The organism is Corallococcus sp. M7, assembly GCF_054512695.1.
In genome coordinates this window covers 8,815,409-8,842,198 of the sequence record NZ_CM137252.1, presented here as the reverse complement: position 1 = coordinate 8,842,198, position 26,790 = coordinate 8,815,409, and the positions used below count along the sequence as shown (strand labels likewise).

The following is a 26,790-nucleotide window of genomic DNA, read 5'->3' as shown; positions in this document are numbered from 1 at the left end:
TCAGAAGGTCCGGTTGAACAGCAGGCGCGCCTCGGGCTCCAGCCGGGCCTTTTCGTCGATGCGCCAGGCGGCCTCGAAGCGCAGGGTGTCACCGAGGTGGAGGCTGCCTCCCAGGCTCAACTTCGCGTCCGACCACGCGCTCGCGGCGTGCACCGAACCCAGGTCCGCGAAGACGCCCAGGCAGTCCCAGCGGTACTCGGCGCTCGCGAGCACCGAGCTGTCTCCGCCCCGGAACTCCTTGAAGCCGAAGCCTCGCAGCGCGCTCCAGCCTCCCAGCGCCTCCTGCTTCTGCAGCGGCAGGTCGTGGCCCGTCGCGGCCCGCAGGCGCAGGTTCAGTCGGGTGTCCCACTTCATGGGCAGGTCCAGGGCCACGTCGCCCACCAGCTTCCAGAAGCGCGCATCCGCGCCGTCCGCGCCCGGGCCCTCGCCCACCTCCAGCGTCACGAAGCCGCGCAGCCTGGACTCGCGCCTCCAGCTCTCGTGATGCTTGAAGAGGGACGTCTCCGGCGTGCGGAAGAGCGAGCCCACGCGCGTGTCGCGCTCCGCGGTTTCGCTGTACTCCAGCCGCACCACCGCTGAGCGGAAGCGCCCCTCGTTCACCGGCGCGTTCGGGAACGGCGGGTCGTCGTTCCGGAAGAGGCTGAGCGGCGGCGTGAAGGACTGGAGCGAGCTCGCCGTGTCACCGCGCACCTCCACGCCCGCGAGCCACGAGTCCGCCCAGCGCCAGGTGGCGAAGGCCGTGAAGCCCTGACGGCGGAAGTAGTCCCGGTCCGGCCGGTTGATGAGGAACGAGTAGAAGTACGAGTCGAAGTCCCCCAACCGCCAGCGGTCCAGCGTGTCGATGAAGTCGTGCACCTGCGCGCCGAGCTCCTCGATGCCCAGCGCGGGCAACTGCACCTTGGCGCCGCCCAGCAGGTTGACGTGGCGCTGCTGGCGCGTGCCTTCCGGATCATCCGGGATGCGCTGTCCGCCCAGCCGCAGCGGGATGAAGAAGGCTCCCTCCAGCGTCGTGTGCACGCGGTCCCGGGAGTCGAAGATGCGCAGGCTCGCCTTGAGCCCCGGAGCGAAGCCCGTCACCTGCGTGTGCACGGGCAGCAGGTCCACGTCCAGGTCCGGAGGACGCGGGCGCACATGCACGATCAGCCGCTTGCCCTCCAGCGTGAGGCCGTCGCTCCCGGCGTCGCGCCAGCCGTCGAACATCCGGTCCCAGCCCAGCTCGAACTCCACGCGCTCGTGGCGCCGCGACTTGCGGCGGGGCTCCTCCCGCGTGCGGTAGGTCCGCGTGCCGTCGGCCTCACGCTCCTCGACGATGCGCACGCTCGTGCGTTCGTCCTGGAGGTCCTCGCTGTCCACCGCGCGCAGGAAGGGCAGCCGGGACTCCATGCGCTCCATGGCGCGGCGGGCATCACTGCGGAGGAAGACGTCGCCGGGCTCCAGGCCCAGGGCTTCGCGCACGCGCGTGGCCATCACGTCGTCCACGCCGCGCACCTCCACGGACTCCAACTGGCCTTCGTCCACCGTCACGACCAGCCGGCCTTCAGGGGACAGCGTCGCGGACACCGTCGCGAGCAGGTAGCCGTCGCCCTCGCGCAGCGTCGTGAGGACGCGGTCGAGCGCGGCGTCCAGGCCTCCCAGCATGATGCCGGGGCGGAACGCTCCGTCCTCCCGTCGCGCCAGCCACGCCCGGGGCGGGCGCGGCGGTGGGCACGGGCTGACGACCTTCAGTTTCCCGTGGCGCGTGTGGACGCGCAGCGTGGTGACCTCGTCCTCGTCCTCGTCCTCGTCCTCGTCCGAGTCGGAGGAACGCTCGAACAGCGCTCCCCACAGCTCGTCGGGCCGGAGGTCCTGAAGGCCTGCGAACTCCACCGACGTGAGCGTGGGGTTCTCCTGCAACGTCACTTCGAGCAGGGCCGGGCCCTGGTCACTGACGCGAACGCGGGGCTCCACGCGAGCGAAGAGGCCGGTGCGCGCCAGGCGATGCAGCAGGGTCTGCACCTGCGAGGCCGTCAGGGGACGCGATGCGTCCGCGGGCGGTGCGCCCACGAGATTGCGGACCTGCGCCTCCGTGAGCCGCTGGAGCCCGCGAAACTCCAGGCCCGTGGGCGTGAGTCCCCGGCCGTCCACCTCGACCTGCATGGCTCCGAGCACCGTGGAGTCCGAGAGGTCGCCATCGTCCTCGCTGAAGCTCTCCGGGCATGTTGATTCGCTGGAGTTCTCCGATGGCTCAGGCGCCGTGTGGATGGCGGCCGAAGGGTCGGAAGTGTTGCCCTCTTGTGCGGGGCGGGCCGCGTTGCTGACCGAAGGCGCGGAGGAGTCGCCGGCATCCGGTGCGGGATGGGAGGCGGGGACCCCGGCGGATGCGCCGGAGGTGTCGGCATCCGGTGCGGGTTGGCCCAGGGCCGCGAGCGAGACGAAACAGAGCGCCAGTGCGAGACGGTTCATGGAGGGCGGCAGGAGCATGCTCCGTTCCAGGCGGGGCCTCGCGGCAAGTGCCCGGAACGACGGAGGGCGAGCAGACGGGCGGATGTCATGGACACATCCGGATGTGTCGGGCGGTTGTGGCCGTGACATCGCGCGGCTCACGAGGACACGGGCAGACCCAGGGCCTTGATGCGCCGGTAGAGGTTGCCCCGGTCCACCTGGAGGATGCGCGCGGCCCCGGCGATGCTTTCGCCCTCGCGGAGCGCGGCGCGGATGAGGTCCCGCTCGAAGTCCTCCACGTGCTCGCGGTAGCTCTTGTCTCCCAGTGTCTTGCGCGGCGCGGGTGCCGCGCCTGTGGGAGCCGCCACCGTGTCCGGTCCCAGCTCCAGCGGACCCTCGCCGCGAAGCAGGTTCAGCCGTTCGATGACGTTGCGCAACTCACGCACGTTGCCGGGCCACGGGTAGGCGCGCAGCGCGGCCTCCGCTCCTGGCGCGAGCACGAGCGGCGTCTTGGGCCCCGCGAGCTCCGCCGCGAAGACGCGCGCGAGGGGCAGCAGGTCCTCGGGACGTTCGCGCAGTGGCGGCAGGTGCAGTGGCAACACGTTGAGCCGGAAGAAGAGGTCCTGCCGGAAGCGGCCTTCCTTCACCGCGCGGCCCAGGTCCTGATGCGTGGCCGCGAGGATGCGCACGTCCACCGGCACCGGCAGCGTTCCTCCCAGCCGCTCCACCTGCCGCGTCTCCAGGACGCGCAGCAGCTTGGCCTGGAGTTCCAGCGGCATGTCCCCCAGTTCGTCGAGGAACAGCGTGCCGCCCTGCGCCTGTTCGAAGCGGCCCGCGCGCCGTGCCACCGCGCCGGAGAAGGCGCCTCGCTCGTGGCCGAACAGCTCGCTCTCCAGCAGCGTGGAGGGAATGGCCGCGCAGTTGACCGCCACCAGCCGGCCCTTGCGTCCGGAGGCCTTGTGCAGCGCCTGCGCCACGCGTTCCTTGCCGGTGCCCGTTTCGCCGGTGATCAGCACCGCCGTGTCGCTCGGGCCCACGCGCGCGATGAGCTGGCGCAGGGACTCCATGGCCGGGCTCTCGCCCACCAGGTTCCCCGGCTGGGCCAGCGCGTCCAGCAAGCGTTCGCGCTCCTCGCGCAGGGCTCCGAGGGCCAGCGCGTTGTGCAGCGCCGTGAGGAGCCGCTCGGGGGACGGGGGCTTCTCCACGAAGTCCGTGGCCCCCAGCTTCAGGGCCTGCACGGCTTCGGTAGGGGAGGCTTCGCCGGACAGGACCACCACGGGGACGGGCAGCGGCTTGGGCAGGCGCGCCAGCAGCTCCAGCCCGGTCTCGCCCGGCATGCGCAGGTCCAGCAGCATCAGCGCGGGCGGCGCGTCCGGGGCTTCGAGCAGACGCGAGGCCTCCGCCGTGGAGCGGGCTTCCACGGGCGTGAAGCCGCCGTCTTGGAGCAATCCACGCACGGCCCGCAGGACGCCGGGGTCGTCGTCGACGATGAGGATTCGGGTTCCGGTCTTCATGCGGCCACCTGGGAAGCGTCGGGAGGCAGCACCACCTGGGCCCGGGTGCCACCCTGGATGCCAGGTTCCAACCTCAAAGTGCCGCCGTGCTCGTGGGCAATCTTCTGCGCGATGGGCAGGCCCAGCCCGCTGCCGCCGGGCTTGGTGCTGAACAGGCCTCGGGTGAGGGCAGGGCCCTCCAGCACGCCCGTGACGCCGCTGCCTCCGTCGCTCACGGTGACGTGCACGCGGCCGTCCGCCGCTTCGTGCAGCGCGACGTGGACGGGTGGGGCGTCCGGTGGAGAGGCCTCGGTGGCGTTCTTCACCAGGTTGCCGAAGAGGCGGCGCAGTCCATCCGGATCCGCGCGCAGCGACACCTCCTCGCCGGGGTCGAGCACCACGGGCACCGGCGACGTGCCCGCGTACAGCGCGCACACCTCCGCGAGCAGTGGGCGCAGCGCGACGTCCTGGAAGCGGGGGGCCGGCAGGCGCGCGAAGGTGGAGAAGCTCTGGGTCATGCGCATGAGCAGCTCCACCTCCTCCTGGAGGAGCGCCACCGCCTCGGCGAGGCGCGTCGGGTCTGGCGGGGTGTCGGCATCTCGAGGGGACAGACGCGCGAGCGACAACCTCATTGCGGTCAGGGGGTTCTTCAGCTCGTGGGCGAGCGCCCGCGCCACGTCCTGCCACGCGGCGATCTGCTGAGCGGCCTTGAGGTGTTCGCGTTGGTCCAGCAGCTCCTGGCCCATGCGGTTGAACTGGCCCAGGAGGAACTGGAGCTCGTCGCGAGCGGGCTCGGGGACGGGGAGACGGACGGACAGGTCTCCGCGCGAATAGGCCCGCATGCCTTCCAACAGCGTGGCCATGGGGCGCGTGAGGACGCGGCCCAGGAGCACGGCGGACACGGCCAGCACGACGGCGGCGACCGCGCCCACTCCGGCGATGAACACGGGCACGCGGCGCACCAGGGCCCGCCGCGCCAGCTCCGCTTGCGCCAGGTTCAAGCGGGCCTCGTCGAGCGCATCCGGCGGCAGCCCGCGACGGGTCAGCTCACCGGAGACGTCGTCGAGCACGGCCTCCACGGGCGCGATGGAGATGGAGAGCACGCGCTCCAGCACGCCCTGTGCGAGGACGCCCAGCAGCGCCAGTGGAATGAGGCCCGCGAGCAGCATCACGGCCAGCAGTCGCCGGCGGAAGCGGAACGGAGGCGGGGGAGGGCCCATGGATGGCGCGCGGCTCATGGCGAGCCGTTCATATCGCGGGGGATGCATCGTTCGCGCGGCCGGGGACTCCTGAAGAGATGCCACGACCGGCTCATGCAGGGCCGGAGGTCGGAAATCTCCATGCGCCCATCCCTGATGTCGCTCGTGTGGTCCGTCGTCTTCCTGATGGGGCTGCTGGTGGCCCATCCCGTCCAGGCCCAGGACGCGCTCCGTGGGCGTGAGTCGCTGCGCGAACGCATCGACACGTTCGTGCGCGCGGAGCAGAAGCGGCTGGGCGTGCCGGGGCTCGCCGTGGGGGTGGTGAGCCACGGCCGGGTGGTGCTGGCGAAGGGATATGGATTCGCGAACCTGGAGCACCAGGTCCCGGTGGGGACGGACACGCTCTTCCAGTCGGGTTCGTTGGGGAAGATGTTCACGGCGACGGCGGTGATGCTCCAGGTGGAGGCGGGGCGCGTGGCGTTGTCCGACAGCGTGACGAAGTACTTCCCGGATGCGCCCACGACGTGGAGGCCCATCACGGTGCGCCACCTGCTGACGCACACGTCTGGCATCGCGGACCTGGAGGGGCTGCTCGACGAGCGCAAGGACTACTCGGAGCAGGAGTTCGCGGAGTTCATCTACCAGCTGCCGCTACAGTTTCCGGCGGGGCTGCGGTGGAGCTACAGCAACTCCGGCTACGTGCTGCTGGGCATCCTGGTGAACCGCGTCGCGGGCATGACGTATCAGGAGGTCCTGGCGCGCCAGGTCTTCAAGCCCGCGGGCATGAAGACGGCGCGAGGCATCAGCGAGTCGGACGTCATCCCGAACCGCGCGGCGGGCTACCAGGTGGTGGGGGGCGTGGTGAAGAACCAGAGCTGGGTGTCGCCGTCGTTGAACACGACGGGAGACGGTTCGCTCTACTTCTCACTGAAGGACATGCTGGCCTGGGAGGAGGCGGTGGAGAAGCGGGACGTCCTGTCGCGGAGCAGCTGGAAGGAGATGTTGTCGCCAGCGAAGCTGAACAGTGGCGCGCCCTGGCCGTACGGCTTCGGGTGGGAGGTGCTGGACCGCAACGGTCAGCCGCTGCACCAGCACACGGGGGCGTGGCAGGGCTTCCGGACGGCCTACGCCCGCTTCCTGGGGGACGAGCTGTCCATCGTGGTGCTGGCGAATCTGGACAAGTCGAACCCGATGCTGTTCGTGGAGGGCATCGCGGCCATCGTGAATCCGGCGCTCGCGGTGCCGCCCCTGGCGCCCATTCCGGACACGGAGCCGCAGGTCACGGCATTCCTCACGGAGTTGCTGGAGAAGACGCGGCAGGGCGCCTGGGAGCCGTCGATGTTCGCCTACGTTCCGGACTGGTACGTGGCGGAGGCTGGTCCGCTCTTCCAGTCCATCCTGCAGCAGCTGGGACCGGCGGGTCCGCTGGTGCTGGCGAAGCGTGAGACGAAGGGCGACGACCGCATCTACACGTACCTGGTGCAGTTCGGCACCGCGACCTGGCGGTACCGCGTGGGCCTGACCACGGACAACCGGGTGACCCTGTTCACCTTCCAGGTGAACTGAAGCACTGCGGTAGCATCGGCGCCGTGGGGGTTCCCGTGCGGCGCATGCCTCTTTTGACTCTTGGCGCGTTGCTGGCCTGTGCGAGCTCCAGGCTGTACTACCTGCGAACGGAGCTGCCCTACCTGGATGACGACCCCAACCTGGCGGTCGTGCCGGGGCCCTGGAAGCACCCGGACGTTCCGGTTGTCCTCTCGAATGCGGCGACCATTCCCGATGACCTGGTGCTTCCGGCCCTGAAGGCGCTGATGGCATTGCCAGGGGCGGTGGATGCCTGTGATCCGAACACGAGGCGCCAGCGCCGGGATGCCGTCGAATACTGCGTCTCCATCTACAAGACGCCGCAAGACTGGCGTGTCTCCTGGCCCATTCGGAGCTTCGTGGGAGAGGAAGCCGGTTGTCGGCCTGCCTATGGCGGCGTGGATGACGAGGAGTTCGGAGCCGATGTGCCCATCTTCGGGTTCGCTCACAACCATCCCTGCGGAACTCCTGTCAGCAGCCGCGACCTGAAGGTCTTTCCCGCGATGCGGCTGGAGCAGGGCGGATGGGTGGTCGTGACCTACGGCGCGACACCCAGCGGGAAGCTGATCAGGGACTCTCGTGGTGAGCTGGTTCCGGCCTGGGGATGGCTCGCGACAGGCCATCGGGACTCGCCCCGCTTCTACAAGTGGAATCAGGCTGGCCGGATGTACCGGTGGCATGAGCAACGCAGGGACTGGGAGCTGGTATCGACCTGCCAGCCGGGAACGCCTCCCGGACCTCTCAGCCCCCGAGGAGGCCCTCCGGAATGCATCCCCGTGTTGGAGTGGTAGAAGGTTCACGGCTCCACTCGAGGAGACGCCCATGCTGAGACCCCACGCCCTGCTTCTCCTCGTGTCGCTTCTCCAGGACGGAGGAACGGAGTCGACGCCCCGGCCAGCGCATTCCGTCGTGAGGAATCCTGCGTTTCCCGCTGGCACCACGGGCACGGATGCGGGAGTGCCTGACACCGCGCGCAAGCCCATTGTCGCGGAAGGCATCCAGTGGCCCGACGACCTTCAACCCCTGGCGACCCTGGACGGGCCCGCGGTCCTTGCCGCGCACGCCGCGTTGCAGCGGAGGCTCTCCCGTTATCCCAAGGAGTACGCCAAGAGCTGTGCATTCTCCGCGAAGGGGATGGAGGTCATCGTGGGCGAGGAGCGGGGGATTTACTTCGTCCGCATCAACCCACGGCCCGACAAGTGCGGTTGGGCGCCGGGCACGATGCTCGCGTTCGACGAATTCGAGCTGTATGCCGTCTCACCCGAGGGCAAGGTGCTGGCTCGGTATCCGTACATGCCCTGAGCGAAGCGCGCGCACTCAGAACTGCAGGTACACGTACGGACGGGTCTCCAGCGTGGAGAGCTGGCGGATGCCCAGGCCCAGGAGCACCAGGACCACGGCTCTCGCGGGGGCGGGCAGCTTGAGGAAGACGAGCGCCGCGGTGTCGTAGAGCTTCATGGGCAGCGTGTGCGCCAGGATGGCGATGGCCAGCATGCTCCACACCAGCGGGCCCACGTTCGCCAGGCCTGGGATTCCCGCCAGCATCCGCGCGTAGAACTCACCCGCGTGCGCCATGTCCGGCGCCCGGAACACCACTCGCGTCAACACCACCAGCGTGAACGTGGCCAACATCCCGATGGCCACTCGCACCGGGCCGGGCTCCTGCTCCTTGCCCTTGAACCACCACCAGCACCGCACCCCGCACAACGCCACGCCGTGCACCGCGCCCCAGACCGCGAAGCGCCAGTCCGCCCCGTGCCACAGGCCTCCCAGCACCATCACCATCATCAGGTTGAAGCACACGCGCGGCTTCGACCGCCGGTTGCCGCCCAGCGGGATGTACAGGTAGTCCCGCAGCCACGACGACAGGCTCATGTGCCAGCGGTTCCAGAACTCGAACAGGTTCTTCGCCAGGTACGGCCGCGCGAAGTTCTCCGGGAACTTGAAGCCGAACAGCGACGCCACCCCGATCGCGATGTCCGAGTACCCCGAGAAGTCGTAGTACAGCTCCAACGTGTACGCGACCGCCGCCACCGCGCACTCCGCCGACGAGTACGCGTGCGGACTGCCGAACACCGGATCCACGATGCCGCTGCCCAGCACGTCCGCGATGACCAGCTTCTTCACCAAGCCCACCGCGATGCGGAACAACGCCTTGTTCCCGTCATCCGATGACAGCGTGGGCACCTCCCGGAAGTGCGCCATCAGCTCCGACGCGCGGACAATCGGACCGCTCAACACGCGCGGGAAGAACAGCATGTAGAGCAGGTGCTCCACGAACGAGTGCTCGGAGCTCGCCTTCCCCCGGTACACGTCCACCGTGTAGCTGATGGACTGGAACACGAAGAACGACAGGCCCACCGGCAACAGCAGATGGAACGGCTCCGGCCGCACCTCCACGCCCCACGGCCCCAGGAGCGACGCCACCGTCCTGCGCAGCAGCTCCAGGTACTTGAAGCCCGCCAGCAGCCCCAGGTTGGAGACGATGGACAGCACCACCAGCGTCTTGCGCAGCCCCGGCCGCTCCGTGGCCCCCATCCCCTTCACCAGCAGGTGATCCACCGTCACCCCGGCCAGGAAGATGAACAGCGGCACCAGCTTCACCACCAGCTCGCCGGGCGGCATGCTGCCCCTGAACGCGCTCAGGGGCACCCCGAGGAACGACAGGTAGACCAGCAGGCTGGCCGCCAGCAGCAACAGCATCCGCGGCCAGTAGTACCGGTGCACCGCCCAGTAGAGCGCGAACACCGTGATGACGAAGACGACGTACTGGAGGCTGTGGGACAGCACGGCTCAGGGCGCTCCCGCGGCGGAGGCCGTCGGCTCGCCGCCCTTCTTCGTGGACTCGTACGCCGCCATCAGGTCCTTCACGAACGCGTTCGCCAGCACCGCGTAACCCTGCGGCGTCAGGTGCACCCCGTCCGCGTGGCCCAGCGGCTCCGGCTGACGCTGCCAGCGCTGCATGGAACGCTCACCGCCCATCGCCGCGCGCGCGGACCAGTACGCGCAGCCGGCATCCTTCGCCACCTGCGGCAGCGTGTTCAGCACCTTCGCGAGCGACGGCGCCTCGTCCCACCGGCCATTCGCGTCCTGCTGGAGCCGGTCCGTGGGGCCGATGATCAGACACTCCGCGTTCGTCGCCTTGCGCATGCGCGCAATCAACGCCGCGTAGTCCTGGCGCAGCCCGGCCGCGTCCAGCCCCGGCAGCTCCGCCTCGTTGGTGCCGTACCAGAACACCAGCAGGTCCGGCCGGCGCGCGGTCAGCTGCGCGTCCATCGCGGGCGCATCCATGTCCCGCGCCGTGAAGGCCGTGGCGCCGGGCAACCCCAGCGCGTCGTACACCAGCCCCGGCACGTCGTACTCCAGCGACGCGCCCAGCACCGTCGCGCTCCCGTCGCCCTCCGGCACCTTCACCTGGACCGAGTGCGCCACGCCCGTCACCGGGAATGAACGGATGCGCACCGTGGGCTGCGTCAGCGGTTCCGGCGGCGGGGCTTCCGGCGGAATCTCCTCGCCGTCCACCGTGATTTCAGGCGCCGCCGCCCCCGGCGCGTCCAGCGCGTACAGGTCCAGGCGGCCCTGGCGGTTCTTGTCCTCCGCGCAGCCTTCGCAGAAGGAGATGCCCAGGCTCGCGCCGGGCGCGCCCACCGCGCGGATGCCAGTGAGCCCCCACAGGCCCCCAGGCGTGCTCTTCGCGTCCTCCACCGTCCACGCGCCGTCCAGCGTGCGCGTCACGTGCGCCGCCTCCAGGCGTGACGACGGCTTGCCCGCCGCGATGAAGCCCCGGCCCGCGTCACCGAAGCGCTTCGTCAGCGCGTCGCGGACCTTGTCGGAGAAGGAGTGCGCCGCCGTGTGCGAAGCGCCCAGCTGCGTGATGCCCACGCGCAGCTTCGCGCCGGACTCCCGGCGGGCCAGGGACTCGAACGTGCGGCGCAGCGCCGGGGTCGCGTCCCGCAGGCCGGTCATGTCCGTGCCCGGCACGCGCGGCGGATGCGTGCGCGCGAAGGCCCGCTGCAACGCCAGGTCGAACAGGTGGCCCAGGAGGTTGGAGCCGCGCACGCGCGGGTGCACCAGGTCCTCCAGCATCAGGCCGGACTCCAGCCACTTGAGCGCGGAGCCCTCGCCGCCCATCGCCGCCAGCGTGTCGTAGAAGGCGCAGCCTCCCGCGCGCGCCTCCTCGCGGAACACCTCCGCCACCTCCGCCGAGTGCCGGCGGGTAATCACCTCGCCGCTCAGCGTGCGCACGCCCGCGTCGATGGGCGACATGACGAGGCACGCGGACTCCGGCACCGCCGTGCGCACGCGCGACACCAGTTGCTTCATCTGCGAGCGGACCTCCTCCAGCGTGGTGCGCTCGCGCGAGAGGAAGAACGCCTCGTTGCCGCCCACCATCAACACCACCAGCGACGGCTTACGGTGCTTGAGCTGCGCGCGGAACGCCTGGGGCTGCGCGCGCAGGTACACCTCCGCCATGCCGCCCAGCAGGCCCACCGTGTCGTAGACGACGCCCGGCGTGCCCGACTCCACGGAGACGCCGTGCAGCTCCGTCTTGCCGCTCGCGGTGAGCGTCAGCGTCTTGGCGCCTTCTGGAATCTTCAGCCGCGCGAAGGCGGCTTCCGCCTTGGGGCCGAACGCGCGCGTCTGGATGCGCTGCGTGTTCTTCCCGTCCACCGCCACCTGCACGGAGCCGTTGGCGGGCTGGGCCAGGAAGAACAGCTCCGCCTCGCGCGCGCCCTCCACGGAGTAGCGCGTGGACTGCGCCGGGCCGCTCGTGGAGAAGGCCACGCCCGTCCAGCCCACGCGGTCCTTGGGCCAGTGCGTGTCCACCAGCCGCTCCATCTTCCAGCCGTCCGTGTTCGCGGTGCCCGCGCGCGTGGCGCGGCCGGCACTCGCCAGCCGGTGGATGTAGAGGAAGCCCGGACCGCCCGAACCGAAGCGCTCCTGGAGCCGGTCGCGCACCACGTCCGTGACGTAGTCGGAGGCGATCAGCGAATCGCCCAGGTGCACCACCCGCACCGGCGTGCGCCGCGCATCCGCGCGCAGGTCGCCCAGCGCCTTCATGAACGGCGCCAGGCCGTCCTCTTCACAGGTCCCGTCCGCGCGCGTCTTCCTGCAGTTGAGCTCGATGTCCACATGCTTCGCGCCCATGCGCTCGCGCAGCGCTTCCAGCTCCCGCGCGGCCGCCAGCGTGGGAGCGCTCAGCTCCTCCAGGCCGATGCCGGGCACGGCCGGGGCTTCCCCCACCTGCGGACCCGCTTGCGGATCCGTGTCGTTGGCGGCGGTGTCCGCTTCCGCGACCGCGGCGGGCGGGGCGTCCGGGGCCAGTCCATCCGCGGGCGGGCGCGGGGCCTTCACGCCGCGCAGGGACGCGGGCAGCGCGATCGCCGCCAGCTTGGGCCCGAGCGAACCTTCCTGACGGAGGCTGGGGAGGGGGCGGTACTTCTCCGGCAATGGCGCCAGGGACAACCCCACCGCCAGCAGCACGGTGAAGGCCAGCGTCCATCCGGTGGATGTGGGTTTGAGGCTCAACGCCGGGGCATGAGACTGGCTTTTCGGGGGCGGGTCAAAACTCTGCCCACATTGTCGCGCCCCATCCCTCGGGGGGCAGGCGGCCGGGCCCCCTTCACTTCGTCGGGCCGGATGGGAGACGCTGAATCATGGGACAGAGCTCAGACTCCTCGAAGACGCCGACCGTGGTGCTGACGAATCCGAAGGGGTTGTTCGACCCGGCGCCCTATGGCTTCTCACACGTGGCGCAGGCCTCGCCTGGCACCCGGCTGGTCTTCCTGGCGGGGCAGGGGGGAGAGCATGAGACGGGCGCGCTCGATCCCGACTTCCGCCTCCAGGTGAGGCAGGCGTTCAGGAACGTCCGGACGGCGCTCGAGTCCGTGGGAGCGGGCGTCGGCAATGTCGCGAAGCTCACGATGCTCGTGGTGGACCACACGGAGGAGAAGCTGCGCATCATCGGCCCCGAGCTGGACGCGGCCTGGAACGGCGGCATGAAGCCGACCTGCACGCTGATTCCCGTCCCCCGGCTGGCACTGGACGGGATGCTCTTCGAGGTGGAGGCCATCGCGGTCCTGCCCGCCTGAGCGGCGAGCAGCCCCCTTCCTCCGCTGGCGCGACGCGCTATGGTGCGCCGCCGTGCGCGCCAGGCCATGGGCCGGCGTGCCCCTAGGAGCTCGCACCCGTATATGGCCCTCTACCCCGTCATCATGGCCGGAGGCTCCGGCACCCGCTTCTGGCCGCTGTCCCGTCAGGCGCGTCCGAAGCAGTTCCTCCCGCTGGCCTCCAAGCAGCCGCTGCTCACCGACACCGCCCAGCGCCTCAAGGGACTGGCGCCGGTGAAGAACACCTTCATCGTGTGCGGCCCCGTGCACGCGAAGACGGCCGCGAAGCTGGTGAAGGGGCTGCCCAAGGGCAACCTCCTGGTGGAGCCCGTGGCGCGCAACACCGCGCCCGCCATCGCGCTCGCCGCGCTCCAGGTCGCCGCGCGCGACCCCAAGGGCGTGCTCGCGGTGCTGCCGTCGGATCACCACGTCGGGGACGTGAAGGGCTTCCAGCGCACGCTCGCGGAAGCCGCGCGCATCGCGGAGGGCGGCCACATCGTCACGCTGGGCATCAAGCCCGCGCGCCCGGAGACGGGCTACGGCTACATCCAGGTCGGTGACGCGCTGGACGGCGGCGGCCGCCGCGTGAAGGCGTTCAAGGAGAAGCCCGACCTCAAGACGGCGCAGGCGTACGTGGCCGGCGGCGACTACCTGTGGAACGGCGGCATCTTCGTCTTCCGCGCGGACGTGATGCTGGAGGCCTTCCAGAAGCACATGCCGGAGATGCAGAAGGGCCTGGACGCGCTCCAGAAGGCCGCGGGCAAGCGCACCTTCCCGGCCGTGCTCAAGCGCGTGTTCCCCAAGCTGCCCTCCATCTCCATCGACTACGGCGTGATGGAGAAGGCGGAGAACATCGCGGTGCTGGACGGCGACTTCGGCTGGTCCGACGTGGGCTCCTTCGCCGCCATCCCCGAAGTGCGCCCCGCGGACGCGCAGGGCAACGTCGTCTCCGGCGACGCGGTGCTGGTGGACTGCACCAACTGCGTGGTGCTGTCCGACAAGCGCACGCTGTCCGTCGTGGGCATGCACGACGTGGTGGTGGTGGACTCCGGTGACGCCGTGCTCGTGGTCCCCAAGGACAAGAGCCAGGACGTCCGGAAGGTCGTCGAGGTCCTCAAGGCCCAGAAGCGCAAGAAGCTGCTGTAGGCCTTGAGGCGACTTCGCCTCCTGTTTCACCCCACACATTTCTTCCCGGGGCTCCCTGTCGTTTCTACAGGGCGCCCCGGTTCGTTTTGCGGGGTTTGCTGGCACTCGCGGGTGTTGGAGTGTCGTGGCCTGGACGAAGGCGGGTCCCCGGGCATGAGGCGCGCGGGTTGCAAGCCCACCCCGGGTCCGCCCCATTTCCGGGGCGACAGGCGGGGATGGCGATGGGCTGCAAGCGCTGCGTGGGCGAACACCGGGATGGGGAGGCGTGCTCCGTTGCTGGCCGGCCTCCGGTGCCGGGGGATTCGCTGGAGGGCCAGCGGCACGGGCCGCTGCTCTTGAAGCGCCGGCTGGAGGTCGGGGCGGTGGCGTCGGTGTACCTGGCGGAGTACGTGCCCACCGGGCACCGCTTCTCCGTGAAGGTGCTGCACGCGCACCTGGCGGCCCGTCCCGCCGTGCGCGCTCGCTTCATCGCGGAGGCGCTGGCGCAGCGCAACGTCGTGCACCGCCATGTGGCGCGCGTGCTGGACGTGCGCCCCGGTCCGCAAGGCCTGCCCTGCGTGCTGCAGGAGGCGCCGGAGGGTGAGTCGCTGAGCGCGATGCCCCTGCCGCTGTCGCCGGCCGAGGTGGGCGAGGTGTTGGATCAGGCGCTCGCGGGGCTGGAGGCGGCGCACGCGCGCGGGCTGGTGCACGGGGACCTCACGCTGGATTCGATGTTCGTCACGCGCGACGCGAAGGGCGAGCGGCGCGTGCGGGTGCGCGACTTCGGAGCGGGCGCGGTGCGGGAGGCGGCCCTGTCGCAGGAGGAGCGCGCGCAGGGCGTGACGGTAGGCTCGCCCACCTTCATGGCGCCCGAGCAGTGCGCGGGGATGCGTGGAAGTCCGCGCGGGGACCTGCATGCGATGGGCGTGGCGGGCTACCTGCTGGTGACAGGAAGGCTGCCGTTCGGGCTGGGGCGCTCCGCGGACGTGACGCTGTTCCCGCCGCACGCCATCAACGCGAGCGTGCCGCCCGCGCTGTCCACCGTGCTGTTGCGCGCGCTGGCCGCGAAGCCGGAGGAGCGCTTCGACAGCGCGTGGGCCTTCCGCGTCGCGCTCGCGGAGGCGCTGGGCATGAAGGCGCCGGTGCGCAACGCGGCCGCGGATGCTCCGGAAGCTGTGTCCGACACGGAGGTGGTCGCCACGGCTGCCGAGACGCATGACGCGGCGGACGACTTCGACATCGTGGAGGACGTGCCCGAGTGGGGCATGGCCGCCACGTCCGTGGAGGATGCGGCGTTGCGCGCGGCGGATGGCGCGCCGTCCAACGCCCGTTCCGGTGAGGGGACCATGCGCGCGGAGGTGGCCGCGTTCTGGGCTTCCGCCGTGGCGCTGCTGGAGTCCGCCGAACCGGAGCTGCCGGCGGAAGGCCCCGCGTCCCACGCGCCGGCCAAGACGATGAAGCTCGGCATCGTCGAGCCGAACGCCCTCCAGGCTGGCGCGCCCATCCTGCTGGTGGATCCGGCCTCGCCCCTGGACGTCACGGCGCAGGCGGCGGTGAACCCCACGTCCACGCTGGGCGCCGCGGCCATCCCGTTCATGACGCTGGCGCCCTCGGTGGTGCCCGCGTCCATTCCGTCGCCTCCGCCCATTCCGCTGGTGGACGTCGTTCATGACGCCGCGCCCATTCCGCTGGTGAACCCCGCCGTGCCGCCGCTGGAGGCCTCCGCGCCCCGCACGGACGCTCCCTCGGACCTGCGCGTGCGCCTGGGCCTCACGCCGGGCGAGGTCCTCCAGTCCGTCTCCGTGAGCGACGTCGCCCCCGAAGGCCTCTTCGCCGAGTGCCAGGGCTCACTGCCCCCGCTCGCCGCGCGGCTGGCGGTGGAGGTGTCCTTCCGGGGCGAGACGGCCCTGGGCGCCTGCGACGTCGTCCGCCACGTCACCTTCGACGAGGCGCGCACCTGGAACGTGCCCGCGGGCGTCTTCGTCCACTTCTCCGACGAGTTCCCCGCGCTGGGCCGGCTGCTTTCCCGCGCGCTCATGGAGGACGCGGAGCCCGCGCCCGACGCGGAGCTTGCCCGCATGCTGTCCCGCGCGGAGGCCGTCGCCCGGGACCCCTACACGCTGCTGGGCGCGAAGCACGACGCGGACTTCGGCGACATCCACCGCCGCGCCCAGGCCGCCCTGCGCCGCCTGGTCGCGTTCCAGAACCGCCCGCTGCCCACCGGTCAGCGCCAGTCCCTGGACGCCCTGCGCGTGCGCGTGCTGGCCGCGCAGCGGATGCTCGGCGATCCGCTCTCCCGCGTGGGCTACGACGCCACCCGGGGCAACCTGGGGGGCCTGGCCCGCTGCGTGGCCGCGGGCGTCCCGGAGCCCACCATGGAGGCCCTGCGCAGCGCCTTCCTCGCCGCCCGGCCGGAGGTGGAGCGGAAGGCCCGCGCGCTCTTCACCCAGGGTCACGCGTTGGAGGTCCAACGGGCCGTCCCGGCCGCGCTGGAGCGCTACGCGGAGGCCCTCAAGCTGGACCCGCTGAACACGTCCTGGCTGAAGCACTACCAGTCGCTGCTGCGGCGGGTGCCAGCAGGCGCCGGAGCCGGAGCCGGGGCCCCGTCCCCCGGGGCCATGGCCTGATGGGGGCCATCAGCCCCCGCCGGGGGTAGGTTTCGCCCTGCCTGGAAGGGCCGGGCGTTCAACAGTCAGCCGGGCTCGTTCGGGTGTGTGCAGCCCCCGGGCCCGCTCGTGTAGTGTCCGACGCCTTCCGTTACGCCCTCCCGGTTCCTGTCGAGGGTGGGGACACTGCCATGAACGCGCACATCTTCCGCGAGTACGACATCCGAGGTCTGGTGGACAAGGACCTCACCATCGAGGTGGTGGAGCTCCTGGGCCTGGGCCTGGGCACCATGATCCGCCGCAAGGGCGGTACCTCCATCGTGGTGGGCCGCGACTGCCGCGAGTCCTCCACGCGCTTCCGCGACGCGCTCGCGAAGGGCCTCACCGCCACCGGCCTGGACGTCTACGACGTGGGCGTGGTGCCGACGCCGCTGACCTACTTCGCGGCGAACACGCTGCCCGTGGACGGCCTGGCGATGATCACCGGCAGCCACAACCCGAAGGAGTTCAACGGCTTCAAGATTGGCGCCGGCAAGACGACCTTCCACGGCCCCGAAATCAAGGAGCTGCGCCGCCTCATCGAGGCGAAGGACTTCGCGACCTCCAGCAAGCCCGGCAAGGTCACGCCCTACGACATCATCACGCCCTACAACCACTTCATCCGCCAGACGGTGAAGGTGGGCCGCAAGGGGATGAAGATCGTCATCGACGCGGGCAACGGCACGGGCGGCGCCATCGCGGTGCCCCTCTTTGAGAGCATGGGCTTCGACGTGGTGCCCCTGTTCTGCGAGATGGACGCGGACTTCCCCAACCACCACCCGGACCCCACGGTGGTGGAGAACCTCCAGGACCTCATCAAGAAGGTGAAGGAGGTCAAGGCGGAGGTGGGCATCGCCTACGACGGCGACAGCGACCGCATCGGCGTCATCGACGACCAGGGCAACGTGCTCTGGGGGGATCAGCTGATGGTGCTCTTCAGCCGCTACGTGCTGAAGGAGTCCCCGGGCGCGGCCATCATCGGCGAGGTGAAGTGCAGCTACACGATGTACGACGACATCGCGAAGCATGGCGGCAAGCCCATCATGTGGAAGGCGGGCCACTCGCTCATCAAGTCGAAGATGAAGGAAGAGCACGCGGAGCTGGCCGGCGAGATGAGCGGCCACATCTTCTTCAAGCACCGCTACTTCGGCTTCGACGACGCGGTGTACGCGTCCGCGCGCCTGCTGGAGATTCTGACGCAGGAGAAGCAGTCCATGTCGCAGCTGCTCTCCGACGTGCCGAAGACCTTCGCCAGCCCCGAGCTGCGCTTCGACACGACGGAGGAGAAGAAGTTCGCCATGGTGAAGCGCGCCACGGAGATCCTGCGTGACGCGGGCCACAAGGTGGTGGACGTGGACGGCGTGCGCGTGACGTTCGAGGACGGCTGGGGCCTCATCCGCGCGTCGAACACGCAGCCCATCCTGGTGCTGCGCTACGAGGCCAGCACGGAGGCTCGCGTGAAGGAGATCCAGGCGCTCATCGACAGGACGGTCGCCCAGGCGCAGAAGGACGTCGGAGCCTGAGCCGCTGACGCTCCACGCGAAGCACACGCACGCACGCACGTAACGGAGGAGCTGGACATGCCGACGCTGGGAATCGACCTGGGCGGGACGTTCGCCCGGGCCGCGGTGGTGGACGGGAAGGGTGAAATCCTCGCGAGCGCCAAGGTCGCGGTGCAGGACCGCAAGCCGCAGGGCGTGGTGGAGACCATCGCCCAGGCGGCGGAAGAGGCGGTGAAGAAGTCCGGCGTGAAGGTGGACGGCTGCGGCGTGGGCGCGGCGGGGCAGATCCACAAGGACACGGGCGTCATCTCCGTGGCGCCCAACCTGGGCTGGCGCGACGTGCCGCTGGCCGCGATGTTGACGAAGCGGCTGGGCTTCGACGTGAAGGTGGTGAACGACCTGTCCGCGGCGGCGTGGGGCGAGCTGCACGCGGGCGCGGGTCGCGGCGCCCATGACATCCTGGTGGTGTTCGTGGGCTCCGGCGTGGGCAGCGCCATCATCGCGGACGGGCGGCTGGTGCAGGGCGGCGGCGGCGTGGCGGGCGAGCTGGGCCACATCAAGGTGGTGCCCGGCGGCCGGCTGTGCGGCTGCGGTGAGCACGGCTGCCTGGAGGCGTACGCGGGCGGACACAACCTCATCGCGCAGACGAAGGAGCTCCTGTCGTCCGGCGGCTCGCCCGTGCTGGAGCGGCTGACCAACGCTGACCCGGACATCATCACCCCGGTGACGCTGGAGACGGCGGCGGAGGCGGGTGACGCGAAGGCCAAGGAGGTCCACGCCCGCGCGGCGCACTTCCTGGCGGTCGCGGTGGCCAACTACGTCACGGTGCTCAACCCTTCGCGGCTGGTGCTGGGCGGCGGCGTGCTGACGCACTGCCCGGGCATCAAGCGGCTGGTGCTGGACGGCGTGCAGCAGTGGTCGTCCCGCGTGTCGCGCGAGGGCCTGCTCATCGCCGACGCGGAGCTGGGCGATGACAGCGGCATCATCGGCGCGGCGCTGCTGGTGAAGTGAAGCACCTGGCGCGGGGATGCAGCTCCCCGCGCCCATGGCCTCCGGTCAAGGCTTGCCGGGAGTCAGCCTCGCGATGCGCCCCTCTTCCCCCACCGCCCAGGCCGTGTCCTTCGTGCGCGGCGGTGTGGACACGGCGTGGAAGCCGGTGGTGTCCAGCGGCTCCCACGTTCTGCCCGCGTCCTTCGACACGTCCGAACCCGTGGGGCCCACGGCGACGAGCCACATCTTCCGCTCGCGCGTGAGCGGCGCCACGCAGGAGCGGTAGCCCCCGGGCGCCTTCTCCGGCACGGTCCACTTGCGCTTGCCCGCGTCCAGCGTGAGCGCCGCGTTGCCGGTGGCCACCTCCGGCTGCTTGTAGTTGCCGCCCACGGCGATGCCCGCCTGGGGGCTCCAGAAGTAGAGCGAGAACACGCCCGCGCCTTCCCCCGTGGCCAGCGGCGTGGGGGCGATGCCCCAGCTCTTGCCCCGGTCCGCCGAGTGCAACACGCGCGCGATGGAGCCACCCAGTCCGAACCAGACATGGGACTTGCCGTACACCGCGATGCTCGTGCCGCTGGCGGCGAAGCCCGCTTCACCCTCGAGCGCGGCCGGCAGTGCCCCTTGAGGCACGGGCTTCCACGTCGCGCCGCCGTCCTCCGTGGTGATGACGACGAAGTGCCTGTCCACCGGGTCGCTGAAAGCGATGCCGTGCTGCTCATCCCAGAAGGCCATGCCGTTGAAGAAGGCCCCGGGCACGGTGTTGGTGAACTGGAGCGTCCAGTGCGCGCCCCCGTCCGTCGTCTTGTAGATGCGCGACTTGTCGCCCGCGCCAATGGACAGCACGTAGGCGGTGCGGTCGCTGAAGGCATCCACGTCGCGGAAGTCCAACGCCTCCGCATCCGGCACGAGGGCCCGCGTCCACGTCTTGCCTCCGTCCGTGGTGCGCACGACGGTGCCCTTGTCGCCGCTGGCCCACGCCACGCGGCCGTCCACCGCGCTCACGCCGCGCAGCCGCACCGTCGTCCCGCTCGCCTGCGGCTCCCACTTCATGTCCGCGCTCCCCAGGGCCAGCCACGTCGCCAGCCACACCGCTCCCATCGTCATGTCCCGGCGCCTCCCGCGTGTTCCTTCCGCGATGGAGGGACGCTAGCCGAGAAGGGGCTGTGTCAGCGCCGCTGCTCGGCGGTGCTGGCGGCGTCGGGCAGCGAGGTGTCCTCGGGGACGAACTCGATGCGGCACCGGTCCAGGTCGGGGCCGCAGGTCCGGTCCAGGTCGCCGCGCGTGTCGCAGCCCGGGCGCTCCTCGCAGGTGTCCGGCAGGAAGGCCCAGACGAACTGGAGCACGTTGCCGCCACGGCCCTCCGGCAGCGCGGCGAGGAGCTCCTGCTTCCGCTCCTCGAACAGGTGCGCCAGGCGCACGGTCTTGTCCTCCAGCTTCACGTTCCGCGCGTCCCCCACGTACCGGCGGCTGGCGTCGTTGAGCTGGGCGTCCAGGAACTCCGGCTGATAGGGCGCGCCGTCCAGCCGGGGCCCCCCGCGCGTTCCCCGGAAGAGGGCGAAGTTCACGCGCGGGTCGGCGTACTCGCCCAGGAGGATGTGATGCTCCAGGGCGTACAGCGTCAGCCGCTCGCCGCCCACCGGCCACGCGCGGCCCCAGTAGAAGCGGCCGAACCAGGACGCCTCCACGCCGCTCGGGTAGCGCTCCACCAACTGCATGAGCACCAGCGCGTTGTACGCGTTGATCCAGTACGCCAGCCCGTCCTCGGGCGAAGGGAAGAGCTCCGGCTGCCGGTGCGGCGACACCGCCGCGAGCGACGCGACGAAGCGCTCCAGCGCCGCGCGGTCGCGCTTCAGGCCCTCGAAGTCCAGGTCCCCGCTGGGGCGCACATGGTTCAGCGCCTGCGCGTAGTCCGTGTAGCCGAAGGGCCCGGCCGCCGGGGGCACCGGCGCCGGCAGTGCGCCGCGCACGTACAGCCCCGCTCCCGTGGCGAGCGCCAGCAGCACGGCCATGGTTCCCACAGCGAACCAATGCATGCGGCGGCGGGGAGGGGCGGGAGCATTCACGGCCGGGCAGTCTATGCCACCCACCTGGGTCCGCAGCGACAGACCGCTATACTGCGCGCGCCATGGAGCCTACCCCCGACGTCGTCAGGCATTTCCATCCGGTGCTCCCCTCCCGTCAGCTCCGCCGCCAGCCCGTCCGCGTGGAGCTGGCGGGCCACGCCTACGCGCTCTTCCGGGACGCCTCTGGAAAGGCCGCCGCGCTGTCGGACGCGTGTCCGCACCGCTTCGCGCCGCTGTCGAAGGGCATCGTGACGAAGGAGGGCCAGCTCCAGTGCCCGTACCATGGCTGGCGCTTCGACGCGCGAGGCCACGGCACCAACCCCAGCCAGCCGGAGCTGCGCCACTGCGAGGCGAAGAGCTTCCAGGTGGTGGAGCGCCACGGCTACCTCTGGCTCGCGCGCGCGGACACGCCCGAGTCCGCGATGCCGGAGCTCGCGGGCGGGGATTACGTCTTCGGTGGGACGTTCTCCACGCTGTTCGAGGCGCCGCTGCACGTGGCGCTCGACAACTTCAGCGAGGACGAGCACACGCCCTTCGTCCACACCCGGCTGGGGTGGAGCGGCGCGCAGGCGGGCCAGGTGGAGTTCGAGGCGCACAACCACGAGGACCACACGGAGGTGCACTACCGCGCCCCGCAGCGGCCCGCGCCCATCATGCGCCTGCTCGCGGTGGGCAAGGGCGACCTCTTCCGCAATGACTGGGTGACACGCTTCGACCCGGTGCGCAGCGTCTACACCGTCAGCTGGGTCCAGCCTTCGGGAGCGCCGCGCCCCTTCATCACGCAGGCGCACATCTTCTTCGTGCCGGAGACCACGCGCACCACGCGCCTGCACGTCTTCTCCTTCCTGCGCACGACGGTGCCCGCGCTGCGGCCCCTGCTCCCGGTGGCGGCGAAGGCCGCGCTGGGCCTCACCTGGTGGGAGGTGCGCGACGACGCGCGCTTCATCCCCACCGTGGCGGACACGCCCTACAGCCACAAGGGCATGCGGCTGGACAAGTACGACAAGCCGCTCGTGCACCAGCGCAAGCTCATGGAGCGCATCTACTACGCGCACGCGGCGCACGAGCACGAGCCGGCGCTGCCCCAGGTCCGCGACGCCACCGGCACCTGAGGGCCGGTGGGGCTCGCGGGTCCTCAGTGCATGGGCGCGGGCTCTTCGTAGCTCGGCATCATCTCGCCGGTGCGGGCCTCGTAGGCATTGCAGCCGCTGTTGCCGGAGACGATGAGGGCGAACTGCTTGAGCTCCGGCTGGTTGCAGCTCTGCGTCGCGTCGTCGCTCGGCTCGTCGCTGTTGCCCGCGAAGAAACGGCAGTTCTTGCAGTTGCCCCAGGATGCATCCGCCATGGTTCCCTCCTCGTGGAAACGGGTCCTACAGAGGAGGGTGGGGCCGGTGATGGACCCCCACAACGAAGCACCTGCTTCCCGCCCGGGAGGGCAGGGGACCCGGCGCCCTGATGCGGGGCGCCGGGAATTCCACGTCACGTCACACCGCGCCTACTGCTGGGGCGCGGGCTGCTGCGGGGCCGGCTGCTCCTGCGCGGGCTGCGGCTGGGCAGGCTGCTCGGACTTCGGCGCGCCGGCGCCGGGCTCCGCGCCCAGGGCGGCCGCGTCCTTCTTCACCGAACCGGACTCGAAGGAGCCCAGCGAGTTGAGCAGGCGCAGCGCGGCGAGCGACGCCTGGAGGCGCTCGGACACGAAGCCCACTTCCGCGTTGGTGAGCGCGGTGTTGGCGTCCGCGACCTCCAGGTAGGTGGCGACGCCCGCCTTGAAGCTCACGTCCGTCAGGCGGTTGGACTCGCGCGCCAGCTCCAGCGCCTCCTCGGCCTTGGAGCGGTTGGCCAGCGCGTTCTCCAGGTCCAGCTTGGAGCGCCGCACCTCTTCCTTCACCCGGGCCTGCGCCAGCGCCTGGGTGACGGTGGCCTCGCGCACGCGCGACGACGCCTCGGAGAGGTTCGCCTCACGCAGGCCGCCGTCGAACAGCGTCCAGCTGGCGCCGAAGGTGATGGCCCAGGTCTCGTTCTGGCCGGTGAAGCCCGCCGCGTTCGCGATGCGGTACGCGCCCGTCACGCCCAGCGTGGGCAGGTAGCTCAGGATGACGCCGGTCTTGTTGATGCGGCTGAGCTTCAGGCCCACTTCCGCGGCCTGCACGTCCGAGCGCTCCTGGATGGCCTGGTTGACCAGGTCATCCGGCGACGCCTGCGCGGGCACGGTCGGCTCCGGCGGCGGGGCCAGGTCGAAGTCCGGCTCGCGCTGGATGAGCGTGCCCAGCGCCAGCTTCAGGCCCGCGAGCGCGTTCTTCGCGCGCACCAGGTCCTGCTCCGCGCGCGAGCGGTCCAGCTGGGCGCGAAGCAGCGCCACGCGCGTCACCGTGCCCGCGTCGAACCGGGCCTGGGTGTCCTTCTCACGCGCCTGGTTCAGCTCCAGCAGCCGCTCCTGCGCGCGCAGGGCTTCCTGCTGCGCCGCGGCGCCGTAGTACGCCTGCGCCACGCCGAAGAGCACCTGCCGGCGCGCCGTCTGCGTGTTCAGCTCCGCCAGCTGCACGGACTTGTAGGAGGCCGCGATGCCCGCCCACAGCTGCGGCGCGATGATGGCCTGCCGCGCCTCCACCTGCGCGCCCTTCTGGATGAGCGGCTGGATGGTGATGTCCACCGGGGCGATGGGGCCCGCGGGGATGACGGCCGCCACGTTGTTGCGCGTGATGGAAGCCCCGGCGGTGATGGTGGGCAGGTAGCCCGACCAGGCCTTGCGCGTCGCGAGCGATGCCTGCTCGAAGCGCTCCTGGGCGACCTTCAAATCGAGGTTCTGCTGGCGGGCGGACTCCAGGGCCTCATCCAGCGTCAGTACGGGCGCCGCGGCCAGGGTGGCCGACAGGGACAGCGCCAGAAAGGTACTCATACCGCTCGACCTCCTCACCGACCCGCGGAAGCGCGAGGCGGATCCGTCCTATGGACGACTGCGTTGCGTCCTCTACCCGACCTGAGGGCGGCGTTGAAGTAATCCGCACTGTCGGATGTTGGAATATGCGGAATGTAGTAGCGGTCAATGGTTGATGATGTCAATTGTTTATGTGTGTCCGATGAATTAACGTAAATTCACTATGAATGGCTTCAGCGACGGTCCCAGCGAGCAGGTGACGCGCCGCCCGGCGGCCACTCCCGACCTGTCGGAGGGTGGAAGTGGGTTGCCGGAGCAGGCGTGGACGCTCCTCTTCGAGCTCTTGCACACGCACATGCGCAACTTCCCCGCGCTGGCGGCGGAGTTCGACCTGTCCCCCGTGCAGGCGCACGTGCTGAGGCAGCTGGGCGAGGGAGCGCTCGCGATGAGCACGCTCGCCCACTACCTGTCGTGTGACGCGTCCAATGTGACGGGGCTGGTGGACCGGCTGGAGGCGCGCGGGCTGGTGGAGCGCAAGAGCAGCGAGCAGGACCGCCGCGTGAAGATGCTGGTGCTGACGGAGGCCGGCGCGGAGCTGCGCGGCCGGCTGATGGCGCGGCTGAGCGCGCCGCCGCCCCTCATCGCCGCGATGCCGGACGAGGACCTGGCGGCGCTGCGCGACATCATGCGCCGCGCGCTCAAGACGCAGTAGGGCGCGGCGCCTTTCAGTCCAGCAGGAACGTGTACGAGTACTTCATCTCCGTGGCCACCGCTTCGCCGCCCTTGATGGCGGGCTTGAAGCGGAAGCGGCGGATGGCGTCACGCGCGGCCTCGTTGAGGCCGTAGCCGGGCCCGGAGATGACCTTCACGTTGCTCACCTTGCCCTCCGCGTCGATGGCGATGGACAGCGTGACGGTGCCCTCGATGCCCGCGCGGCGCGCTTCGTCCGGGTAGGGAATCTTCACCTCGGACGCGACGGAGGGTTCCGAGTCCACCTGGTACACGGGCACGTACTTCGGCGCGGAGTAGCCCTTCACGTCCTGGGGCGCCTTCGCGGGGCCGTTGGCCTTGCCGTAGGCGGTGTTGCCCACGGGCGCGGCGAAGGAGCCCGCGCTGGTGGTGGACGACATGGTCATGCCCACCACCAACGGTGGCGGCTTCGCGGACGGCGGCGGCGGCGTGTCGTTGGGCGGCGGCGGGGCCTCCGTGGGCGGCGGGGGCTTGGGCGCCTCCGCGACCTTGATGGGCGGCGGCTTCACCTTCACCTTCGGGGGCGGCGGAGGCGGCGGCTTGGGCTCCTCCGGCTTCTCTTCCGGAGGCGGCGGGGGCGGCGGCTTCTGCACCTCCACCATGACCAGCTCCACCGGCTTCTGGATGGGCGCGAGCTTGCGGCCCTCCAGGGTGGACAGAAGCCCGAAGCCCACCCCGTGCAGCGCGAGCGACACGAGCACGAACACGAGCAGGAACCGCGTGGAGCGGTCGCGCTGGGGCAGGGGAGAAGGGTCGAGGACCGCCTGGCTCATCGTCGCTCAGCCTCGTGTCAGGGCGTGGCGGGCGCGGCCCGTGCGGGGGCGGCGTCCTTCTCGATGTTGAGGGCGAACTTCGCGATGCCCTGGCCCTTCACCACGTCGATGAGGCGCATCACGCGGCCGTAGGCGAGCGTCTGGTCCGCGCTGATGATGGCGCGCGTGTCCTTGTCCTTGGCCACGGCCTCCGTCACGCGGCGGGACAGGTCTGCTTCCGTCACCTCCGCGCCGTCGAAGTAGAGCTTGCCCTCCTTGTCGAGGACCACGTTCACCAGGCCCTGCACCGTCTCACCGCCGTTGGCGGCGCGGGGCAGGTCCACCTCCACCGTCTCGCGGACGATGAAGTTGGCCGTCACCATGAAGATGATGAGCAGCACCAGCACCACGTCCACCAGCGGGGTGACGTTGATGCCGCTGATTTCCTCGTCGCTGTCGTTCGCGCCGCCGGCCATGGGCTAGTTGCCTCCCGCGGCGCCCGGCTTGCGCGCCTTCATGGCGCCCACGAGCGCGTGGCCCAGGGCGGTGGTGCGGCTGGTGAGCGTCTTCAACTGACGGTTGAAGATGTTGAAGGCGACCACGGCGGGGATGGCGACGGCGAGGCCCACGGCGGTGGCGACGAGCGCCTCCGAGATGCCGGCCATCACCGTCTGCTGCATGGCGCCGCCCTTGGCGTTCATGGCGCCCAGGTCGTTGAAGGCCTTGATGATGCCGAGCACCGTGCCGAACAGGCCGATGAACGGGGCGTTGTTGCCCAGCGTGCCCAGGATGGACAGGCCGCGCTCGTACTGGGGACGCTCGCGGGCGACGGTGGACGCGATGACCTGCTCCACGGTGTCGGGGCCCTGGGACGCGGAGGCCAGGGCCTCGCGGATGACGGCGGCCTCCATGCCCTTCTGGTTCTTCACCTCGCCGGCGACGGCGTCGAACTCGCCGCGCGCCAGGCGCACCGCCAGGGCCTCCGAGTTGGCCAGCCGGTGGCGCGAGAAGTAGACGGCGCGCTCCAGCATCACCGCGATGGAGAGGATGGACAGCGACACGAGCAGCCAGAGCACCCACTCGGCGCTGCCCAACGTCACCCCGAGCAGCTTGCTGCTCAACCATCCGAGTTCGGGGTGGGCCGCCTGGGCCAGGAGGAAGAAGGACGTCATGTGGAAAATGCCCGGTTCAAGAGTGGGACCGCTCTAACGCGCGGCGCAGTCTCTTGTTCCCCCCGACTCAAAAGTCAAATGGAACGGGGTGGAGTTCACCCGGCTGTCG

22 protein-coding genes are annotated in these 26,790 nt (G+C 70.6%); 10 read left to right on the top strand and 12 right to left on the bottom strand.

Annotation, left to right across the window (positions count from 1 at the left end; translation table 11 throughout):
* From ACX114_RS35435 to ACX114_RS35425, 3 genes are all read right to left on the bottom strand, one after another.
* Window positions 1–2,460: a BamA/TamA family outer membrane protein gene (locus tag ACX114_RS35435; protein WP_459291759.1), complete on the bottom strand. Its 2,460-nt coding sequence runs from the start codon at window positions 2,458–2,460 to the stop codon at window positions 1–3.
* Window positions 2,461–2,579: 119 nt separating this feature from the next.
* Complete coding sequence (locus ACX114_RS35430) at window positions 2,580–3,935, bottom strand: sigma-54-dependent transcriptional regulator (RefSeq protein WP_459291758.1); 1,356 nt, start codon at window positions 3,933–3,935, stop codon at window positions 2,580–2,582.
* A complete protein-coding gene (locus ACX114_RS35425) occupies window positions 3,932–5,152 on the bottom strand; it encodes a sensor histidine kinase (protein ID WP_459291757.1) in 1,221 nt (406 codons plus the stop codon). The genes ACX114_RS35430 and ACX114_RS35425 overlap by 4 nt, the downstream gene beginning before the upstream one ends.
* 102 nt (window positions 5,153–5,254) lie before the next feature.
* Here ACX114_RS35425 and ACX114_RS35420 point away from each other — a divergent pair, with 102 nt between their 5' ends.
* From ACX114_RS35420 to ACX114_RS35410, 3 genes are all read left to right on the top strand, one after another.
* Window positions 5,255–6,679 carry a serine hydrolase domain-containing protein gene (locus ACX114_RS35420; RefSeq protein WP_459291756.1) on the top strand — a complete coding sequence of 475 codons (1,425 nt, stop codon included), beginning with the start codon at window positions 5,255–5,257 and terminating at the stop codon, window positions 6,677–6,679.
* A 44-nt stretch (window positions 6,680–6,723) separates the two neighbouring features.
* Window positions 6,724–7,488, top strand: a complete 765-nt coding sequence (locus ACX114_RS35415; protein WP_459300355.1) for a hypothetical protein — start codon at window positions 6,724–6,726, stop codon at window positions 7,486–7,488.
* Window positions 7,489–7,654: 166 nt separating this feature from the next.
* On the top strand, window positions 7,655–7,999 hold the full coding sequence (locus ACX114_RS35410) for a hypothetical protein (RefSeq protein ID WP_459291755.1): 345 nt from the start codon (window positions 7,655–7,657) through the stop codon (window positions 7,997–7,999).
* Window positions 8,000–8,014: 15 nt separating this feature from the next.
* Here ACX114_RS35410 and ACX114_RS35405 read toward each other — a convergent pair whose 3' ends face one another.
* Together ACX114_RS35405 and ACX114_RS35400 are read right to left on the bottom strand one after the other, a co-directional pair.
* Window positions 8,015–9,487 (bottom strand): MBOAT family O-acyltransferase, encoded by a 1,473-nt coding sequence (locus ACX114_RS35405; protein ID WP_459291754.1) that lies wholly within the window; start codon window positions 9,485–9,487, stop codon window positions 8,015–8,017.
* A 3-nt stretch (window positions 9,488–9,490) separates the two neighbouring features.
* The gene (locus ACX114_RS35400; RefSeq protein WP_459291753.1) at window positions 9,491–12,226 is read right to left on the bottom strand and encodes a GDSL-type esterase/lipase family protein; all 2,736 of its coding nucleotides are present in this window, start codon (window positions 12,224–12,226) and stop codon (window positions 9,491–9,493) included.
* A 128-nt stretch (window positions 12,227–12,354) separates the two neighbouring features.
* On the opposite strand from ACX114_RS35400, the gene ACX114_RS35395 reads away from it, so the two are divergent.
* The 5 genes from ACX114_RS35395 (at window position 12,355) to ACX114_RS35375 (ending at window position 19,090) form a co-directional block, all read left to right on the top strand.
* On the top strand, window positions 12,355–12,789 hold the full coding sequence (locus ACX114_RS35395) for a RidA family protein (protein ID WP_459291752.1): 435 nt from the start codon (window positions 12,355–12,357) through the stop codon (window positions 12,787–12,789).
* A gap of 102 nt (window positions 12,790–12,891) precedes the next feature.
* On the top strand, window positions 12,892–13,953 hold the full coding sequence (locus tag ACX114_RS35390; protein WP_459291751.1) for a mannose-1-phosphate guanylyltransferase: 1,062 nt from the start codon (window positions 12,892–12,894) through the stop codon (window positions 13,951–13,953).
* A 215-nt stretch (window positions 13,954–14,168) separates the two neighbouring features.
* Entirely contained in the window at window positions 14,169–16,559 is a 2,391-nt protein-coding gene (locus tag ACX114_RS35385; RefSeq protein ID WP_459291750.1) for a serine/threonine protein kinase, read from the top strand.
* A gap of 170 nt (window positions 16,560–16,729) precedes the next feature.
* Window positions 16,730–18,100, top strand: coding sequence for a phosphomannomutase/phosphoglucomutase (locus ACX114_RS35380; protein ID WP_459291749.1), 1,371 nt, complete (start codon window positions 16,730–16,732; stop codon window positions 18,098–18,100).
* 57 nt (window positions 18,101–18,157) lie between these two features.
* Window positions 18,158–19,090, top strand: coding sequence for an ROK family protein (locus ACX114_RS35375; protein ID WP_459291748.1), 933 nt, complete (start codon window positions 18,158–18,160; stop codon window positions 19,088–19,090).
* Window positions 19,091–19,135: 45 nt separating this feature from the next.
* Here the strand turns inward: ACX114_RS35375 and ACX114_RS35370 are convergent, their stop codons facing one another.
* Both ACX114_RS35370 and ACX114_RS35365 read right to left on the bottom strand, forming a co-directional pair.
* Window positions 19,136–20,173 (bottom strand): WD40/YVTN/BNR-like repeat-containing protein, encoded by a 1,038-nt coding sequence (locus ACX114_RS35370; protein ID WP_459291747.1) that lies wholly within the window; start codon window positions 20,171–20,173, stop codon window positions 19,136–19,138.
* A 62-nt stretch (window positions 20,174–20,235) separates the two neighbouring features.
* On the bottom strand, window positions 20,236–21,078 hold the full coding sequence (locus ACX114_RS35365) for a DUF547 domain-containing protein (RefSeq protein WP_459291746.1): 843 nt from the start codon (window positions 21,076–21,078) through the stop codon (window positions 20,236–20,238).
* A gap of 155 nt (window positions 21,079–21,233) precedes the next feature.
* Between ACX114_RS35365 and ACX114_RS35360 the strand changes: the two genes are divergently transcribed.
* On the top strand, window positions 21,234–22,244 hold the full coding sequence (locus tag ACX114_RS35360; protein WP_459291745.1) for a Rieske 2Fe-2S domain-containing protein: 1,011 nt from the start codon (window positions 21,234–21,236) through the stop codon (window positions 22,242–22,244).
* A gap of 23 nt (window positions 22,245–22,267) precedes the next feature.
* Here the strand turns inward: ACX114_RS35360 and ACX114_RS35355 are convergent, their stop codons facing one another.
* Together ACX114_RS35355 and ACX114_RS35350 are read right to left on the bottom strand one after the other, a co-directional pair.
* Complete coding sequence (locus ACX114_RS35355) at window positions 22,268–22,477, bottom strand: hypothetical protein (protein WP_459291744.1); 210 nt, start codon at window positions 22,475–22,477, stop codon at window positions 22,268–22,270.
* Between the two features lie 150 nt (window positions 22,478–22,627).
* Window positions 22,628–24,028: a TolC family protein gene (locus tag ACX114_RS35350; RefSeq protein WP_459291743.1), complete on the bottom strand. Its 1,401-nt coding sequence runs from the start codon at window positions 24,026–24,028 to the stop codon at window positions 22,628–22,630.
* A 202-nt stretch (window positions 24,029–24,230) separates the two neighbouring features.
* Here ACX114_RS35350 and ACX114_RS35345 point away from each other — a divergent pair, with 202 nt between their 5' ends.
* On the top strand, window positions 24,231–24,719 hold the full coding sequence (locus ACX114_RS35345; protein ID WP_459291742.1) for a MarR family winged helix-turn-helix transcriptional regulator: 489 nt from the start codon (window positions 24,231–24,233) through the stop codon (window positions 24,717–24,719).
* A 13-nt stretch (window positions 24,720–24,732) separates the two neighbouring features.
* Here the strand turns inward: ACX114_RS35345 and ACX114_RS35340 are convergent, their stop codons facing one another.
* Genes ACX114_RS35340 through ACX114_RS35330 form a run of 3 tightly spaced genes read right to left on the bottom strand, consistent with a single transcriptional unit; the run spans window position 24,733 to window position 26,681 of the window.
* A complete protein-coding gene (locus ACX114_RS35340; RefSeq protein ID WP_459291741.1) occupies window positions 24,733–25,530 on the bottom strand; it encodes an energy transducer TonB in 798 nt (265 codons plus the stop codon).
* Between the two features lie 17 nt (window positions 25,531–25,547).
* The gene (locus ACX114_RS35335) at window positions 25,548–25,985 is read right to left on the bottom strand and encodes an ExbD/TolR family protein (protein ID WP_120589507.1); all 438 of its coding nucleotides are present in this window, start codon (window positions 25,983–25,985) and stop codon (window positions 25,548–25,550) included.
* Window positions 25,986–25,988: 3 nt separating this feature from the next.
* Window positions 25,989–26,681, bottom strand: a complete 693-nt coding sequence (locus ACX114_RS35330) for a MotA/TolQ/ExbB proton channel family protein (RefSeq protein WP_206787717.1) — start codon at window positions 26,679–26,681, stop codon at window positions 25,989–25,991.
* Window positions 26,682–26,790 lie beyond the last annotated feature (109 nt).